This is a genomic window from Streptomyces sp. DSM 120436, from assembly GCF_055778765.1.
On record NZ_JBSKBS010000002.1, the window covers coordinates 1,518,121 to 1,534,891 of the forward strand.

At 72.4% G+C, this 16,771-nt stretch carries 12 protein-coding genes; 5 read left to right on the forward strand and 7 right to left on the reverse strand.

The features are described 5' to 3' along the window. Window positions 1-17 precede the first annotated feature (17 nt). The 5 genes from ACWH4W_RS29005 to uvrC form a co-directional block, all read right to left on the reverse strand. Window positions 18-2,972: a M14 family metallopeptidase gene (locus ACWH4W_RS29005; RefSeq protein ID WP_473078766.1), complete on the reverse strand. Its 2,955-nt coding sequence runs from the start codon at window positions 2,970-2,972 to the stop codon at window positions 18-20. Between the two features lie 167 nt (window positions 2,973-3,139). Continuing rightward, the gene (whiA, locus tag ACWH4W_RS29010) at window positions 3,140-4,129 is read right to left on the reverse strand and encodes a DNA-binding protein WhiA (protein ID WP_106414754.1); all 990 of its coding nucleotides are present in this window, start codon (window positions 4,127-4,129) and stop codon (window positions 3,140-3,142) included. After that, entirely contained in the window at window positions 4,120-5,187 is a 1,068-nt protein-coding gene (locus tag ACWH4W_RS29015) for a gluconeogenesis factor YvcK family protein (protein ID WP_473078767.1), read from the reverse strand. Before ACWH4W_RS29015 ends, whiA begins: the two co-directional genes overlap by 10 nt. Continuing rightward, window positions 5,184-6,188 carry an RNase adapter RapZ gene (gene rapZ / locus ACWH4W_RS29020; RefSeq protein WP_473078768.1) on the reverse strand — a complete coding sequence of 335 codons (1,005 nt, stop codon included), beginning with the start codon at window positions 6,186-6,188 and terminating at the stop codon, window positions 5,184-5,186. Before rapZ ends, ACWH4W_RS29015 begins: the two co-directional genes overlap by 4 nt. Beyond that, window positions 6,185-8,284, reverse strand: coding sequence for an excinuclease ABC subunit UvrC (gene uvrC / locus ACWH4W_RS29025; RefSeq protein WP_473078769.1), 2,100 nt, complete (start codon window positions 8,282-8,284; stop codon window positions 6,185-6,187). Before uvrC ends, rapZ begins: the two co-directional genes overlap by 4 nt. A 295-nt stretch (window positions 8,285-8,579) precedes the next feature. Here uvrC and ACWH4W_RS29030 point away from each other — a divergent pair, with 295 nt between their 5' ends. Together ACWH4W_RS29030 and ACWH4W_RS29035 are read left to right on the forward strand one after the other, a co-directional pair. Further along, entirely contained in the window at window positions 8,580-8,756 is a 177-nt protein-coding gene (locus ACWH4W_RS29030; protein ID WP_473078770.1) for a hypothetical protein, read from the forward strand. 336 nt (window positions 8,757-9,092) lie between these two features. Continuing rightward, window positions 9,093-10,040, forward strand: coding sequence for a hypothetical protein (locus ACWH4W_RS29035; RefSeq protein WP_473078771.1), 948 nt, complete (start codon window positions 9,093-9,095; stop codon window positions 10,038-10,040). A gap of 49 nt (window positions 10,041-10,089) precedes the next feature. Here ACWH4W_RS29035 and ACWH4W_RS29040 read toward each other — a convergent pair whose 3' ends face one another. Beyond that, window positions 10,090-10,509, reverse strand: coding sequence for a Rieske (2Fe-2S) protein (locus tag ACWH4W_RS29040; RefSeq protein ID WP_473078772.1), 420 nt, complete (start codon window positions 10,507-10,509; stop codon window positions 10,090-10,092). Window positions 10,510-10,823: 314 nt separating this feature from the next. Here ACWH4W_RS29040 and ACWH4W_RS29045 point away from each other — a divergent pair, with 314 nt between their 5' ends. Beyond that, complete coding sequence (locus ACWH4W_RS29045) at window positions 10,824-11,858, forward strand: LacI family DNA-binding transcriptional regulator (RefSeq protein ID WP_473078773.1); 1,035 nt, start codon at window positions 10,824-10,826, stop codon at window positions 11,856-11,858. Continuing rightward, the gene (locus ACWH4W_RS29050; RefSeq protein ID WP_473078774.1) at window positions 11,855-12,772 is read left to right on the forward strand and encodes a carbohydrate kinase family protein; all 918 of its coding nucleotides are present in this window, start codon (window positions 11,855-11,857) and stop codon (window positions 12,770-12,772) included. The genes ACWH4W_RS29045 and ACWH4W_RS29050 overlap by 4 nt, the downstream gene beginning before the upstream one ends. A gap of 66 nt (window positions 12,773-12,838) precedes the next feature. Here ACWH4W_RS29050 and uvrA read toward each other — a convergent pair whose 3' ends face one another. Next, a complete protein-coding gene (uvrA, locus tag ACWH4W_RS29055; protein ID WP_473078775.1) occupies window positions 12,839-15,841 on the reverse strand; it encodes an excinuclease ABC subunit UvrA in 3,003 nt (1,000 codons plus the stop codon). A gap of 223 nt (window positions 15,842-16,064) precedes the next feature. On the opposite strand from uvrA, the gene ACWH4W_RS29060 reads away from it, so the two are divergent. Further along, window positions 16,065-16,754 (forward strand): maleylpyruvate isomerase family mycothiol-dependent enzyme, encoded by a 690-nt coding sequence (locus ACWH4W_RS29060; RefSeq protein WP_473078776.1) that lies wholly within the window; start codon window positions 16,065-16,067, stop codon window positions 16,752-16,754. Window positions 16,755-16,771: the final 17 nt, after the last annotated feature.

Here is a 16,771-nt window from a genome sequence, read left to right on the forward strand (position 1 = left end):
TTCCGCCGGCGCCGGTGTCACCCCCGGACCGCGGCCAGCGCCTTCCTCAGCAGGGCGGCCCGGTCGGCCGCCGAGGTGAGGTGTTCGAGGCCGAATCCCAGCAGCACGGTGTCGTCCGTGGTGACCGCCGCGTAGGTCCGGAACAGCTCCCCGGTGCGGGTCCAGTCCCTCAGGACGGCCGGGCTGCCCGGGGGCGGCCCGGAGGCCCGCCAGGCGCCCAGGGACTCCTCGAAGCCCTCGGTCTCGGTGACGGTCCCGCCGGTCACCAGCGAGGCCTCGTCGGCGAGGACGCCCCGGCCGCCGCTGCCCGGGTCGGTGACGTAGGCGACCGACACCTCGGCCGTCCGGCCCGCGTAGGCGCTCAGGTCGAACTCCACCTGCCGCCAGCCGCCGGAGGAGCCGGTGAGGCTGTGCCACGAGCCGGTGGTGCCGGTCGCGGCGCACCCGTCGTCGCCCGGCGTCAGATAGTGCTCCAGCCAGGGGTGCCCGGCGATGTAGAACCCGGCCGCGCACTCGGACGGCACGGTGGTGCGGGTCGCGCCGCCCGCCTCGGGCAGGGTCGTCCAGTCGTCGCCGCCGGCCGTGCGCGCCTCGACGACCACGTGGTCGTAGCCCCGCTCGGTGTCCCACAGCAGCCGGGTGCGCAGGGTGGGCCGCTCGGCGGCGGTGACACCGGTGAGGTCGACGGTGCGGGTGAGGCGCTTGTAGCCGTCGTCGGTGTGCACGGCGGCCGCCATGAAGGAGCCCGCGTAGGGCCCGTACGGGTTGACCGTGCCGGTGAACGACCCGGCGCCGGCGCTCGCGAACCGCGGGTACCGGTCCGCGGGCAGCTCGTCGGAGGTGAGGCCGTAGCCGCCGGCCCCGTCGAGCGGGTTCCCGGGCGCGTCGCCGAGCGGCCCGCCGGTGCCGGCGAGGCGTCCGGCGCCCGTGAACGCGGTGGCGCCGGAGGTGGCGGTGCGGGTGTAGGCGCCCAGGTAGTACTGGCTGAAGTCGTCGGACAGCACGCCGTCGCCGAGGTCGACGCTGCCGCCGGCCCGCTCGCCCGCCTCGATCAGCCGGCCGCCCTCGTTGAGGAAGGCCCGCAGCTGGAGCTGGGTGGCGACGCCCGGGACGGCCGCGCCGGTGTGGTGGACGACGGTGCGGAAGTGGCTCAGCACGCCCAGCGCGTCCGGCGCGCCCTTCTCGGCCACGTCCCAGACGGCGGCGCTGCGGCCGTTCGCCCGCAGCGCGTCGGTGTACGTCTTCGTGCTCGTGGCCTTCGCGCCCTCCTCGGACACGACCAGGACGTCCGCGCGGGGCCGCTGCGCCACGGTGTAGGTGAAGGGCTCGCTCGCCGTCTTCTCGCCGCCGCGGGTCTTGCCGGTGAACCACACCTCGACCCGGTCGCCCGGCTCGCCGTGCCGCACTGTCGCGCGGTACTCGTCGAAGTAGAGGTCGTCCTCGCCGCCGTAGCGCTCGCCGCCCCGCCAGGGCCTGAGGTCCACGCGGTGGGTGCGGCCGCCGTCGACCCGGTACCGCAGCTCCTTGTCGCGCACCGACTTGCGGGCCACGACGGAGACCTCCTGGTCACCGCCGCGCGCGTAGGACGTCGTGAAGGCCGCCGGGGTGAAGTCCGCGGCCTCCAGGCCGACCGCGGAGGACGGCCGGTCGGGGTGTGCGGCGGACTCGGCGACGGAGAGCGCGAACGGGACGTTCTTGGCGAACTCCTGCTGGATCAGCTTCTCGTCGTCCGGGAAGGTGAAGATCGAGCGGCAGTCGCCGGGCTCCCAGGCGTCGTCGGGGTCGGAGGCGGAGGCGGTCTGGCAGGTCGACATCTCCGGGGTGAACATCGCCAGGCCGTTGACGTTGGCCGCGTGGCCGTCGGCCTCGCCGTTGGTGGTGTACAGCTCGGAGGAGAGCTGCGGGTGGTAGCCGGGGATCGCCGAGTTGTCCGGCGTGCCCGCGAGCGCCTCGTACAGCACGTCGTCGGGGGTCGGCGTGGCCACCTGCCAGCCGACCCCGTAGAGGAGCAGCTCGGCGGCGGAGTGGTAGTTGATGCCGTAGGTGAAGCCGATGCGCTTCTGGAAGGCGTCGATCGCCCTGGTCTCGGGCTCGGAGCCCGGGGAGGCGCCCCGGTAGGTCTGGCTGGTGGGGTGGGGCGAGGAACCCTCGTCGTCGTAGCCCCACTTGTAGGGGAAGTTCCGGTTGAGGTCGACGCCGTCGCCGGTGCCGATCCTCCCGTCGCCGTTGACGTCCCGCAGGTTCTTGCGCCACAGGCGGTTGGCGTCGTCGGCGAAGGTGTGGTCGTAGCCGTCGGGGTTGGCGGAGAGGACGAACCACAGCTCGGTGGTGTCGACGATCCGCTTGATCCGCCGGTCGGTGCGGTAGCGGTCGAGGTAGTGGTGCATCAGCCGGCGGGTCATCTCGGGCGTGATCCACTCACGGGCGTGCTGGTTGGCCATGTAGAGGACGGCGGGCCGGGAGCCGTCCTTGCTGGTGCGGGCCCGCTTGGTGAGTTTCAGGGCGAGGATGTCCTGCCCCCGGACCGTCTTCCCGATGGAGACGACCTTGGTGAGGGAGGGGTTGCGCTGCGCGGTGCGCAGGATCTCCTCCTTGAGGCCGCCCTTGCCGCTGTACGGGCGGAAGACGCCCTCGGCGGCGTCCGCCACCCGCTTCTCCGCCCGGGCGGGGAGCGTGTGCTCGGTGAGGTCGACACCCTGTTTCCCGAGCTTTCGCGCCTGTCCCTCGGTGAGGTACACCTCGACGGCGGCCGTGCCCCGTTCGGGCACCCGCTCGCCGAGTTCGTGACCGTCCTGCCCCGCCGCCAGCAGCAGGGGCACCTGCTGCCGCGTGACGTCGGCGCGGTAGACCTTGACCTCGCCGGGATCGCCGGACGAGGGCGGTGCGGGTTGTGCCTGGGCGATGGGTGCGAAGCCGGCTCCGCCGATCAGGAGCGTGCCGACAGCGAGGATCGATCTCGCTCTGCGTCTCATGAGCCCCCCTGAGAGAGGTCCGCCACGGCGGCGAACAGATGCCAGGCTCATGACACAGCATGATCGAGTCAAGGGCGCGCCCACGACACGCGGAGCCGGCGCCGCTCACCCGGGTGGGCGGCGGCGCCGGTTCTCCGATCAGGTGTCGGACGATCGCGCGGGGCGTGTCAGACGCCGATCTTGTCGTCCAGTTCCTCGCTGAGGTTGGCCTCCGTGCCGGGGATGCCGAGGTCGGCGGCGCGCTTGTCGGCCATCGCCAGCAGGCGGCGGATGCGTCCGGCCACCGCGTCCTTGGTGAGCGGCGGGTCGGCGAGCGCGCCCAGCTCCTCCAGGGATGCCTGCTTGTGCTCCATGCGCAGCCGGCCGGCCGCGGCGAGGTGCTCGGGCACGTCGTCGCCGAGGATCTCCAGCGCGCGCTGCACCCGGGCGCCGGCCGCGACGGCGGCGCGGGCGGAGCGGCGCAGGTTGGCGTCGTCGAAGTTGGCCAGCCGGTTCGCCGTGGCCCGCACCTCGCGGCGCATCCGGCGCTCCTCCCAGGCCAGCACCGACTCGTGCGCGCCCAGCCGGGTGAGCAGCGCGCCGATCGCGTCGCCGTCCCGGACGACCACCCGGTCCACGCCGCGCACCTCGCGCGCCTTGGCGGCGATGTGCAGCCGACGGGCGGCGCCGACCAGGGCGAGCGCGGCCTCGGGGCCGGGGCAGGTCACCTCCAGGGAGGAGGAACGGCCGGGCTCGGTGAGGGAGCCGTGCGCGAGGAAGGCGCCCCGCCAGGCGGCCTCGGCGTCACAGGTGGCCCCCGAGACCACTTGCGGGGGCAGGCCGCGGATCGGGCGGCCCCGGCCGTCCACCAGGCCGGTCTGACGGGCGAGCTGGTCACCTCCGGCGACCACGCGCACCACGTAGCGGGAGCCGCGGCGCAGCCCGCCCGGCGCCATCACGATCAGTTCGGAGCTGTGGCCGAAGATCTCCAGGATGTCCCGCTTGAGCCGCCGGGCGGCCATCGCGGTGTCCAGCTCCGCCTCGATCACGATGCGCCCGCTGACCAGGTGGAGGCCGCCGGCGAACCGCAGAACGGCGGAGACCTCCGCCTTCCTGCAGCAGGTACGGGTGACGGGGAGCCGGCTGATCTCGTCCTTCACCGCTGCCGTCATCGCCATGGGCCGATCCTTCCATGCATCCGAAAAATACGGTCGTACGCGGCGGCCAACAGCTCCGGGTCGTGCCGGGGGCTTCCGTCGGTCCGGGCCACGGGGGCCAGCTCGACCGCGGCGCCGAACCGCTTGGCGGCATCGGTCAGCAAGTCGCGGTCGGGCACGGCGGCCTCGTCGGCCAGCACCACGTCCAGGGCGAGTTTAGGGGCGTGTCGCCCCAAAACCTCCAAATGACGCTGCGGGGAGAAGCCCTCGGTTTCTCCGGGCTGCGGGGCGAGGTTCAGCGAGAGCACCCGGCGCGCCTTCGTCTCGACGAGGGCGTCCAGCAGCTCGGGGACCAGCAGGTGCGGGATCACCGAGGAGAACCAGGAGCCGGGTCCCAGCACCACCCAGTCGGCGTCCAGCACCGCCGCGACCGCCTCCGGCACGGCCGGCGGGTCGTTCGGCACGAGGTGCACCGACTGCACCTCGCCCGGGGTGAGGGCGACGGTGGCCTGGCCGCGGACGGTGCCGATGTCGCCGGGGCGCTCCGGGTCGTGCCCCTTGACCAGCGCCTGGAGCTCCAGCGGCACGGCGGACATGGGCAGCACCCGGCCGTGCGCGCCGAGCAGCATGCCCACCAGGTCCAGCGCCTTGACGTGGTCGCCGAGCTGCTCCCACAGGGCCACGATCAGCAGGTTGCCGACCGCGTGCTCGTGCAGGTCGCCCTTGGACTGGAAGCGGTGCTGGATGACGCGCGCCCAGGTCTGGCCCCAGTCGTCGTCCCCGCACAGCGCGGCGAGCGCTTTGCGCAGGTCGCCGGGGGGCAGCACACCCAGTTCGTCACGCAGGCGGCCGCTGGAGCCGCCGTCGTCGGCGACGGTGACCACGGCCGTGAGGTCGCCGGTGATCCTGCGCAGGGCGGCCAGCGATGCGGACAGGCCCATGCCGCCGCCGAGGGCGACGACCTTGGGCTGGGCGCCCCTGCGGCGCGGGCGGGCGCCACGCGTCTCGGCCGGCCGGCCGGCGCGGCCCTCGGGGACCGCTCTGCGCAGCCGGCTCAGCCGCGGCGTACGTCGTGTCATTCCCGTCCCATGTCCCGGTGGACGACCACCGTCTCCACACCCTCCGCGGCGAGCCGGGCGGCGAGCTTCTCCGACATGGCGACCGAGCGGTGCTTGCCGCCCGTGCAGCCGACCGCGATGGTCACGTAGCGCTTGCCCTCACGGCGGTAGCCCGCGGCGACCATGCGCAGCAGCTCGGCGTAGCGGTCGAGGAACTCCTTGGCGCCGGGCTGGTTGAAGACGTACGACGCCACCTCCTCGTTGAGGCCGGTGTAGGGGCGCAGCTCGGGGATCCAGTGCGGGTTGGGCAGGAACCGCATGTCCACGACCAGGTCGGCGTCGACCGGGAGGCCGTACTTGAAGCCGAAGGACATCACGGTGGCCCGCAGCTCGGGCTCCTCCTCGCCGGCGAACTGCGCGTGCATCTTCGCGCGCAGCTCGTGCACGTTGAGCCCGGAGGTGTCGATCACCAGGTCGGCGTCGCCGCGCAGCTCGCGCAGCAGCTCCCGTTCGGCGGCGATGCCGTCGACGATCCGGCCGTCGCCCTGGAGGGGGTGAGGGCGGCGGACCGACTCGAAGCGGCGCACCAGGGCCTCGTCGGAGGACTCCAGGAACACCGTGCGCCGGGTGACACCGCGCGCGTCGAGGTCGGCGAGGGACTCGCGCAGGTTGTCGAAGAAGCGCCGGCCGCGGACGTCGACGACGACCGCGATCCGTGCCACGTTGCCCTGGGAGCGCGCGCCGAGCTCCACCATGGTGGGGATCAGCGCGGGCGGCAGGTTGTCGACGACGAACCAGCCGAGGTCCTCCAGACACTTCGCGGCCGTCGATCGGCCGGCCCCGGACATACCGGAGATGATCACCAGCTCGGGGATGCCCACCTCGGGCACCCCGCCGTTTTCCTTGCCCGTCTTCACCTGTGCTCCGTTGTCCTGCCGGACGCCGGCGCGGTCCGTGGCCCCGCCCGCCTGCTGCGCCGCCCGGTCCCGCCGCCCGGCAGGTCCTGTCTCGTGCTCGGTCATCGCTCCTGCCCCCGTCGTTCGTCCGGGGCGCCCGCGGACACGGGCTCCCCCGGAGAACCCGTCTGATGCCCGGGTTCTTCCGTGTCATCCATGATCTCGCCCGTCGCCGTGTTCACCGCGGGACCGCCGGGCGTCGCCCGGGCGAGGACCGCGACGACCGTCTCGGCCGTCTTGCGTCCTATGCCCGGAACGTCACAGATCTGCTCGATTGTCGCCGACCGCAGCCGCTTCAACGAACCGAAGTGCTTGATCAGCGCCTGCTTGCGGGTCTCGCCGAGACCGGGGACGTCGTCCAGGGGGCTGGAGCGGAAGCGCTTGGCGCGCTTGCTGCGCTGATAGGTGATCGCGAAGCGGTGCGCCTCGTCACGGACGCGCTGCAGCAGGTACAGGCCCTCGCTGGTACGGGGCAGCACCACCGGGTCGTCGTCGCCGGGCAGCCACACCTCCTCCAGCCGCTTGGCGAGGCCGCACACGGCGATGTCGTCGATGCCCAGCTCGTCCAGGGCCCGCTGGGCCGCCGCGACCTGCGGCGCGCCGCCGTCCACCACGACGAGCTGCGGCGGGTACGCGAACCGCTTGGGGCGCCCGTCGTCCTCCGTGAGGGTGCTCGCGGGCGGCTCCGCGAGGCCCGCGGCGGCCGTCCCCGGGTCCGCCGCGGCGCCGGGCTCCTCCCCGTCGGTCCACTCCCCCGTGCGCTCCTTCTCCGCCAGGTAGCGGCGGAAGCGCCGGGTGATCACCTCGTGCATGGACCGGACGTCGTCCTGGCCGGCGAAGCCCTTGATCTGGAAGCGGCGGTACTCGCTCTTGCGGGCCAGCCCGTCCTCGAAGACCACCATGGAGGCCACCACGTCGTCGCCCTGGAGGTGCGAGATGTCGTAGCACTCGATGCGCAGCGGGGCGCTGTCCAGGCCCAGGGCCTCGCTGATCTCCTCCAGCGCGCGCGAGCGCGTGGTGAGGTCGGAGGCCCGCTTGGTCCTGTGCAGCACGAGCGCCTGCTGGGCGTTGCGCTCCACGGTCTCCATCAAGGCCCTCTTGTCCCCGCGCTGCGGGACGCGCAGGGAGACGCTCGCCCCGCGCCGCCCGGTCAGCCACTCCTGCACCGGCTCCACCGGGTCGGGCAGGGCGGGGACCAGCACCTCGCGCGGGACGGCGTCACCGGTCTCCTCGCCGTAGAGCTGCTGCAGGGCGTGCTCGACCAGGGCGCCGGTGGTGATCTCCTCGACCTTGTCCGTGACCCAGCCGCGCTGGCCTCGCACGCGCCCGCCCCGGACGTGGAAGATCTGGACGGCCGCCTCCAGCTCGTCCTCGGCGACCGCGATCAGGTCGGCGTCGGTGGCGTCCGCCAGCACCACCGCGTTCTTCTCCATGGCCTTCTTCAGGGCGCCGATGTCGTCGCGCAGGCGCGCGGCCCGCTCGTACTCCATCTCCTCGGCCGCCTCCGCCATCTGCCGCTCCAGACGGCGCAGGTAGGCGCCGGTGCGGCCGGCCATGAAGTCGCAGAACTCCTCGGCCAGCTCCCGGTGGTCCTCGGCGGAGATCCGCTCCACGCAGGGCGCCGAGCACTTGCCGATGTAGCCGAGCAGGCAGGGCCGGCCGGTGCGGGCGGCGTTCTTGAACACGCCCGCCGAGCAGGTGCGCACCGGGAAGACGCGCAGCATCAGGTCCACGGTGTCGCGGATCGCCCACGCGTGCGCGTACGGGCCGAAGTACCGCACGCCCTTCTTCTTGTGACCGCGCATCACCTGCACGCGCGGGTACTCCTCGGTCATCGTCACCGCGAGGTACGGGTAGCTCTTGTCGTCGCGGTACTTGACGTTGAACCGGGGGTCGAACTCCTTGATCCAGGAGTACTCCAGCTGCAGCGCCTCGACCTCCGTCGAGACCACCGTCCACTCCACGGACGCGGCCGTGGTCACCATCGAGCGGGTGCGCGGGTGCAGCCCGGCCAGGTCCTGGAAGTAGTTCGCCAGGCGCTGGCGCAGACTCTTCGCCTTCCCGACGTAGATCACCCGGCGGTGCTCGTCACGGAACCGGTAGACCCCCGGCGAGTCGGGGATCTCACCCGGTCTGGGGCGGTAGCTGGAGGGGTCGGCCATGTCTCACACCCTACTGGCGGGCACCGACAGGACGACGGGGCCGGGGCGGGGGCGGGGGCGGATCGGGAGCGGTTCCGGACGGCCTCCGGAACCGGTCCGCGAGGTCCGGTGCGGGCCGGATGGGTTACGGCGGCCGGTGAGCGGGAATGTGGTGGGTTCGCGCCTCGGGCGATCAACGGGGTCGGTGGACGGACCGCGGCCGTGGTCCGTCCCGCGGTCCGAACCGGCTCCCCGGCCGGTGGTCCGAGGCGGTCGTGACAGCGGTCGCGTGAGTGATCGCGAGTCGGGAGGTCGTATGCGACAGACGCGGATCGAGAAACCACGACGGCCGGCCCGGTACCGCCGGTCCTCGGACGAGACGGCTGCCTTCCCCGAGTCCCTCGACCCGCGCGACCCCGACGTCGTGCGCGCGAAGCGCCTCCGGGCCGCGGGCTCGCGGCTCCGGGGCGGGGAGCGCACCGACGGGACCTGAGCCCGGGACGAAGAGCGCGTAGATCACGAAGAGAACGAAGAGCACGAAGAGGGCGAAGGCCGCATAGAGCACGTAGGGCATGTGGAAGAACATCCCGCACGCACCTCAGGGGGCCGGACCGGCCGCATGGCCGGTCCGGCCCCCTCGCGTGTGCCGCTCTTGCCGCCGGACGGTTGTCGGGACTTGGTCAACACGCTTCAATGCGTGGGAACTCGGGGTGCTGAACGACGGCGTACGCGTGTGAAGACCGCGCCGTGCCGACGGGGGCGGGGCCCCCGGGACGCTCCGCGCGAACGGCCTGACCAGCCGTTGTGACCTTCACAGAGAGGCCCCTGCATGTCGCACGCCACACAGCACGCGGACGTCGTCACCGCAGAACTGGACGCGGCCCTGCGCGGCGGCCCGTTCCACGTCGCCCTGCGCGCCGCGATAGCCGCGCGGGGACTGCCGCTGCAGCGGGTGCAGCACCACCTGTCCCGCCACGGCGTGAAGGTGGGCGTCACCAGCCTCAGCTACTGGCAGCAGGGCGCCCGCCGCCCCCAGCGCCCGGAGTCGCTGCGGGCCGTACGGGCACTGGAGGAGATCCTGCAGCTGCCGGAGGAGTCACTGATCCGTCTGCTCGCCGAGACGGACGACCGGGCCGCGGACCGCCGCTCCGCCGGCCACACCTACCGCTCCCTCATGGAGGTCTCGGGCGTCCTGGACAAGCTGCTGGCCGAGTTCGGCACCCCGCGCGACGGCGGGCTGCACACCCTGGGCCACCACGAGCGGGTGCGCATCGGCACGCGCAGGGAACTGGCGGAGCGCGAGTCCCACCACATCGTGCGCGCCCACCGCGACGGCGTCGACCGCTACATCGCCGTCCACCACGGCGACCCGGGCGCCGATCCGGAGCGCATGCAGGTGCGCACCCTGGAGAACTGCCGCACCGGACGCGTGCGCCATCACCACGACACAGGCGTGCTCGCGGCCGAGCTGCTCTTCGACATCCGGCTGCGCGCCGGTGACACCTTCCTCTTCCGGTACGCGGTGGAGGACGGCACCGGCGGTGTCTGCCGCGAATACGTACGGGGCGCGGACTCCCCCGGCGGCCAGTACGCGCTCCAGGTCTGCTTCGACTCCGCCGCGCTCCCCGTACGGTGTCACCGCTTCACCCAGCACTCGGCCGCGGCCCCGCGCGGAGGCCGCCAGGAGCTGGCCCTCAGCACGCGACACCGGTCGGTGCACCTGGTGGAACCGCGCCTGCGGGCCGGCTACGTGGGGATCGCCTGGGACTGGGAGTAGCCCGGACCGGACCGGGACCGAGCGAGTTCAGGTGCGGCTCAGGCGCGGGTCAGTCGCGTGGCTTGGCGACCAGCGTGCCGTTCTCCACCTCGACGGCCAGCGGCTTCAGCGGCGCCACAGCCGGCTCACGCAGCGCCTTTCCGGTGGCGACGTCGAACTCGCTGCCGTGACACGGGCAGATCAGCCTGGTCCCGTCCAGCTTGTTGATGGAACACCCCGCATGCGTGCACACGGTGTTGTACGCGGTGAACCGGCCGTCCTCGCCACGGCTGACGACCACGTTGTGGTCCCGGTACAGCTTGGCGCCGCCCGCGGCGACCTCGCTCTCGGGGCCCAGCTCGACGGGTCCGCTCAGCGGGGCGGACCTGTCGTCGCCTCCTCCGCAGGCGGTGAGTCCCAGCCCTGCGACGGGTGTGAGGGCCGCGCCCCGCAGGACGGTCCGGCGGGTCGCGGCGGGTCGGGCGGACATGCGGGCTCCCACGGTTCGTGCGCGGTGGACGACTGTTCACCGGGACGATATCGGGGCGGGTGGGGCGGATTGCGGGTGGGTGGGGGTGGCGGGGGGACAGTGCGGAGGGGCGGGCGCAAGCGCTCGCGCAAGCGTTCACGTAAACGCTTTCGCAAGCGTTGGCGCGAGCGCTGACGCAAACGCTCGCGCAAGCGTTTACGCAATCGTTTACGCCCTCGTTCTCATACGGTACGGTCCCCGCACGAGACCAAGACCTCTCAAGGCCCCGCACGAGCAGCGGACCCGCGCCGCCCCAGCCCGAAGGAGAACGGACGATGGCGACCATGGCGGATGTGGCGCGCAGCGCCGGAGTCTCCATCGCGACCGTCTCACACGTGCTGAACGGCACCCGCCCGGTGCTCCCCCACACCCGCCAGGCCGTCCTGGACGCCGTGGAGGAGCTCGGCTACACCCCCAACACCCTGGCCCGCTCGCTGGTCACGGCCCGCACCCGGTCGATCGGGCTCGCGGTGTCGGCGATCAGCAACCCGTACTTCACGGAGATCCTCCAGGGCGTCGAGGCAACGGCCCTGGAGCGCGGGTACAGCCTCCTCATCGCCGATCCGCACGACGACCCTGCGCACGAGCGCACGGTCGTCCAGCTGCTGCACGAGCGCCGGGTGGAGGGCATGATCGTGGCGCCCTCCCCCGAGCCCGGAGAACTGCTCTCCTACCTGAGGCGGCACCAGGTACCGGCCGTATTCCTGGACCGGCTGGCCGTCCCGTCCGCCGAGGACGGGCCGCCCCTCTTCGACCAGGTCTGCGCCGAGAGCACCGGGCCGACCGCCCGCCTGGTCACCCATCTCGCCGAACGCGGTCACCGCCGCATCGCCCTGGTGGCCGGCCTGCCCGGGCTCAGCACCACCGCCGAGCGGATCACCGGGTACCGGCACGGGCTCGCGGCCTCCGGGCTGCCGTTCGACGAGCGGATCCTGGTGCACGGCGACTCGGAGGCCGCAGGAGCCGAACGCGCCACGGCCGAGCTGCTGGACCTCGGTTCGCGCCCCACCGCGCTGATCACCGCCAACAACGCCATGACCATCGGCGCGCTGCGCGCCCTGCGCGCCCACGGCCTGTCCGTACCCGAGGACATCGCCCTGTGCTGCTTCGACGACTTCGCCTGGGCGGACCTCTTCTCCCCTCGTCTCACGGCCGTCGCCCAGCCGAGCCGGGACATCGGCGCGCGGGCGGTGCACCTGCTGCTGGACCGCCTCGCCGCCCCGGACCGTCCGGCCCGCACCGAACGCCTCCCGTGCACCTTCGTGCACCGCACCTCCTGCGGCTGCCCGGAAGAAAGGAACCCCTCATGATCGTCGTCGCCGGTGAGGCACTGATCGACCTGGTACCGCAGGGGGCGGGCGCGCTCGCCGCGCTGACGCCCGCGCTCGGCGGCGGCCCCTTCAACACGGCGGTGGCCCTGGGCCGCCTCGGCTCCCCCACCGCGTTCTGCTCCCGGGTGTCGCGGGACGCCTTCGGGGAGGCGCTGCTGGAACGGCTCGAGGTGACCGGCGTGGACGTGGCGTCGGTGCAGCGCGGTGACGAGCCGACGACGCTGGCCGTCGCCACGGTCGGCGCCGACGGCTCGGCGGCCTACTCGTTCTACGTGGAGGGCACCGCGGACCGGCTGTTCACCGAGCCCGAGGCGCTGCCCGCCGGTACCCGCGCGGTGTCCTTCGGCACGTGTTCCCTCGTGCTGGAGCCGGGCGCGAGCGCGTACGAGGCTCTGATGCGCCAGGCGTCGGCGGGGGGCGTGTTCACGGCGCTCGACCCCAACATCCGGGCGGGGCTGATCCCGGACGCCGACGCCTACCGGGCGCGGTTCAGAAGCTGGCTGCCGTCGGTGTCCCTGCTGAAGCTGTCCGTGGAGGACGCCGAATGGCTCGGCGGGTCCCCGCGCGAGTGGCTGGCGGCCGGACCCGCGGCGGTGGTGGTCACCCGGGGCGGGGACGGTCTGACGGCGTACACCCGTGACGGTGCCGCGTACACGGTGCCGGGTGAGCGCGTCGCGGTGGTGGACACCATCGGCGCGGGCGACACGGTGAACGCGGCCCTGCTGCACGGACTGGCGGAGCGTGACGCGCTCAGCGACGAGGGCGTGGCCGCGCTCGGCGCCGAGGGCTGGGAGAGCCTGCTGCGTTTCGCGGCGCGCGCGGCGGCGGTCACCTGTTCCCGCGCCGGTGCGGAGCCCCCGTACGCCCACGAGCTGGAGCCGGGGGCCGCCTGACACACGTGTGCCGTGCCGCGGAGGAGCGCCTCCGCGGCACGGCACACGGTCGGGTGGGCGGGCCGGTCAGGTGCCGCGCGTCGTCTTCTTCGCGGTGGCCTTGCCGGCCGTCTTCCTGGCGGTGGTTCCGACCGCCTTGGTGGTGGTCGCCTTCGCCGTCGACCGGGCGGCGACCGTCTTCTTCGCCGCCTTGCGCGGGGCCCGGACCTGCGGCGCGTCACTGATCCGCTCCGCGCCCAGGATCTCCCGCAGGAACTTGCCGGTGTGGCTGGCCGGCACGCCGGCGACCTGTTCGGGCGTACCCTCCGCGACGACGAGGCCGCCGCCGGAACCGCCCTCGGGACCCATGTCGACGACCCAGTCGGCCGTCTTGATCACATCGAGGTTGTGCTCGATGACGATCACGGTGTTGCCCTTGTCGACCAGGCCGGACAGGACCGTCAGCAGCTTGCTGATGTCCTCGAAGTGCAGACCGGTGGTCGGCTCGTCGAGGACGTAGACCGTGCGGCCTGTGGAGCGCTTCTGCAGCTCGCTGGCGAGCTTGACGCGCTGCGCCTCGCCGCCGGACAGGGTGGTCGCGGACTGGCCGAGCCGGACGTAGCCGAGGCCGACGTCGTTGAGCGTCTTCAGGTGGCGGGAGATCGCCGGGACCGCCTCGAAGAAGTGCATGGCCTCTTCGATCGGCATGTTCAGCACGTCGGCGATGGACTTGCCCTTGTAGTGGACCTCCAGCGTCTCCCGGTTGTAGCGGGCGCCGTGGCAGACCTCGCACGGGACGTAGACGTCCGGCAGGAAGTTCATCTCGATCTTGATGGTGCCGTCGCCCGCGCAGTTCTCGCAGCGGCCGCCCTTGACGTTGAAGGAGAACCGGCCCGGCATGTAGCCGCGCACCTTCGCCTCCGTCGTCTCCGCGAACAGCTTGCGGATGTGGTCGAAGACGCCCGTGTACGTCGCCGGGTTGGACCGCGGGGTGCGGCCGATCGGCGACTGGTCGACGTGCACGACCTTGTCGACGAGGTCGTCACCCTCGACGCGCGTGTGCCGGCCGGGCACGTTGCGCGCGCCGTTCAGCTCGCGGGCGAGGTGCGTGTACAGGATGTCGTTGACCAGTGTGGACTTGCCGGAGCCGGACACACCGGTGACCGCGGTGAACACACCCAGCGGGAAGGACACGTCGATGTCCCGCAGGTTGTTCTCCCGGGCGCCGCGCACCGTGATGCGGCGCGACGGGTCGTGCGGGCGCCGCACGTCGGGCAGGGGGATCGACTTCTTGCCCGACAGGTACTGGCCGGTCTGCGACTCGGCGTTGGCCAGCAGTTCCTTGAGGGAGCCGCTGTGCACGACCTTGCCGCCGTGCTCGCCGGCGCCGGGGCCGATGTCGACGATCCAGTCGGCGACCTTGATGGTGTCCTCGTCGTGCTCCACGACGATGAGTGTGTTGCCCATGTCGCGCAGCCGGACCAGGGTCTCGATCAGCCGGTGGTTGTCGCGCTGGTGCAGGCCGATGGACGGCTCGTCGAGCACGTAGAGCACGCCGACGAGGCCGCTGCCGATCTGGGTGGCCAGGCGGATGCGCTGCGCCTCGCCGCCGGACAGGGTGCCCGCCGCGCGGTTCAGCGAGAGGTAGTCCAGGCCGACGTCGACCAGGAACCGCAGCCGCTCGTTGACCTCCTTGAGGACGCGCTCGGCGATCTTCTTGTCGCGGTCGGTCAGCTTCAGCTCGCCCAGGAAGTCCGCGCAGTCGCTGATGGACATCGCGGAGACCTCGGCGATGGACTTGCCCATGACCGTGACGGCGAGGACGACCGGCTTGAGACGCGTGCCCTCACAGGCGGGGCAGGGCACCTCGCGCATGTAGCCCTCGAAGCGCTCGCGGCTGGCGTCGCTCTCGGCTTCGCTGTGCCGCCGCTTGATGAACGGCACCGCGCCCTCGAAGGCGGTGGTGTAGCGCCGCTCGCGTCCGTAGCGGTTGCGGTAGCGGACCTCGACCTGGGTCTTGTGGCCGTACAGCAGGGCCTTCTTGGCGCGCTGCGGCAGCCCGGCCCACGGGATGTCCGTGCGGAAGCCGAGCGCGTCCGCGAGGGCGCCGACGAGGCGGTCGAAGTAGTCCTTGGTGTGGCCGTGCGACCACGGGTGGATGGCGCCCTCGTCGAGGCTCTTGTCCGGGTCCGGGACGATCAGCTCGGGGTCGACCTCCATGCGCGTGCCGATGCCGGTGCACTCGGGGCAGGCGCCGAAGGGCGAGTTGAAGGAGAACGAGCGGGGCTCCAGCTCCTCGAACGACAGGTCGTCGTACGGGCAGTAGAGGTGCTCGGAGTACATGCGCTCGCGTTCGGGAGCGTCCTCGGGGAGGTCGACGAAGTCGAGCACGACCATGCCGCCGGACAGCCCGAGGGCGGTCTCCACGGAGTCGGTGAGACGGCGCTTGGCGCTGTCCTTGACCGTGAGGCGGTCCACGACCACCTCGATGGTGTGCTTCTCCTGCTTCTTCAGCGCGGGCGGGTTGGACAGCTGGACGGTCTCGCCGTCCACCCGCGCGCGGGAGTAGCCCTTGGTCTGGAGGTCGGAGAAGAGGTCGACGAACTCGCCCTTGCGCTCGCGCACCAGCGGGGACAGCACCTGGAAGCGGCTCCCCTCCGGCAGTTCCAGGACCCTGTCGACGATGGCCTGCGGCGACTGGCGGGAGATCGTCCGGCCGCACTCGGGACAGTGCGGCCGGCCGATGCGCGCGAACAGCAGACGCAGGTAGTCGTAGACCTCGGTGATGGTGCCGACCGTGGAGCGCGGGTTGCGCGAGGTGGACTTCTGGTCGATGGAGACCGCCGGGGAGAGGCCCTCGATGAAGTCGACGTCCGGCTTGTCCATCTGGCCGAGGAACTGCCGGGCGTAGGAGGAGAGCGACTCGACGTAACGCCGCTGCCCCTCGGCGAAGATGGTGTCGAAGGCCAGCGAGGACTTGCCCGACCCCGACAGGCCCGTGAAGACGATGAGCGAGTCGCGCGGGAGGTCGAGCGAGACGTTCTTGAGGTTGTGCTCGCGCGCTCCACGGACGATGAGACGGTCGGCCACGCCGGTCCGCACCTTTCTTGAGGGAAGTGACAGGGGCGGGGCCCCCGTCCTTCTCAGACTAGGGGGAGCCACTGACAACGCCGGTTCGGATTCACGGATCGTCAACAAACCCCGGCTCTCCAGCATGCCCGACGCCGCACCCGACCTTATAGCACGTGCATTCGATTCCAGTGTCCGGTTCATTTCCTTCACCCGAAGGTGTGACACGGCTAGGGTCGGCGGCATGATGGATCACGCTGATGACCTGGCGTCTGTACAGGCCGCTACCGAGCGGCTGCTCCACGCGGTCGGCGCACTGGACGACGCGGCTGTGACCCAGTCGTCACGCCTGCCCGGCTGGACCCGCGGCCACGTCCTCGCCCACCTGGCCCGCAACGCGGACGCCCTGGTGAACGTTCTGGAGGGCCGTCCCATGTACGCCTCCGCCGAGGCCCGGGACGCCGATATCGAGGCGGGCGCCCCGCGTCCCCTGGACGAGCAGCTCGCGGATGTACGGGCGACCGCCGAGCGGTTCCGCGCGACGGCCGCCGCCCCGGCGGACCGGTCCCGCGTCGTCGAACTGCGCAACGGCGTCACCGACCGCGCGGAGCGGGTGCCGTTCCGGCGCTGGATCGAGGTGGAGCTGCACCACGTCGACCTGGGGATCGGCTATGAGCTGGAGGACCTGCCGGCCGACTTCACCGACCGGGAGATCGCCTTCCTCGCGGCCCGCTTCACCGGCCACCCGGACGTGCCCGCGACCACCCTCTCGACCACGGACGGCCGCACCTGGACGACCGGCGGCGGAGCGGACGGCGGCCCCGTCACGGTCGAGGGGACGCCCGCCGGTCTGCTCGGCTGGCTCGCCGGACGCCGGGACGGGGCCGCCCTGACGGTGAAGGGCGGGGACCTGCCGAAGCCGCCGCCTCTGTGAGCTCGGTCCGGCGCCGC

What these genes read in the sequence shown, in the direction of transcription:
- ACWH4W_RS29030 (WP_473078770.1), top strand. Translation starts at nt 8,580, where the DNA reads ATGCGACAGACGCGGATCGAGAAACCACGACGGCCGGCCCGGTACCGC.
- ACWH4W_RS29015 (WP_473078767.1), bottom strand. Translation starts at nt 5,187, where the DNA reads ATGACACGACGTACGCCGCGGCTGAGCCGGCTGCGCAGAGCGGTCCCC.
- uvrC (WP_473078769.1), bottom strand. Translation starts at nt 8,284, where the DNA reads ATGGCCGACCCCTCCAGCTACCGCCCCAGACCGGGTGAGATCCCCGAC.
- ACWH4W_RS29060 (WP_473078776.1), top strand. Translation starts at nt 16,065, where the DNA reads ATGATGGATCACGCTGATGACCTGGCGTCTGTACAGGCCGCTACCGAG.
- ACWH4W_RS29050 (WP_473078774.1), top strand. Translation starts at nt 11,855, where the DNA reads ATGATCGTCGTCGCCGGTGAGGCACTGATCGACCTGGTACCGCAGGGG.
- ACWH4W_RS29005 (WP_473078766.1), bottom strand. Translation starts at nt 2,972, where the DNA reads ATGAGACGCAGAGCGAGATCGATCCTCGCTGTCGGCACGCTCCTGATC.
- whiA (WP_106414754.1), bottom strand. Translation starts at nt 4,129, where the DNA reads ATGGCGATGACGGCAGCGGTGAAGGACGAGATCAGCCGGCTCCCCGTC.
- ACWH4W_RS29040 (WP_473078772.1), bottom strand. Translation starts at nt 10,509, where the DNA reads ATGTCCGCCCGACCCGCCGCGACCCGCCGGACCGTCCTGCGGGGCGCG.
- rapZ (WP_473078768.1), bottom strand. Translation starts at nt 6,188, where the DNA reads ATGACCGAGCACGAGACAGGACCTGCCGGGCGGCGGGACCGGGCGGCG.
- ACWH4W_RS29045 (WP_473078773.1), top strand. Translation starts at nt 10,824, where the DNA reads ATGGCGACCATGGCGGATGTGGCGCGCAGCGCCGGAGTCTCCATCGCG.
- ACWH4W_RS29035 (WP_473078771.1), top strand. Translation starts at nt 9,093, where the DNA reads ATGTCGCACGCCACACAGCACGCGGACGTCGTCACCGCAGAACTGGAC.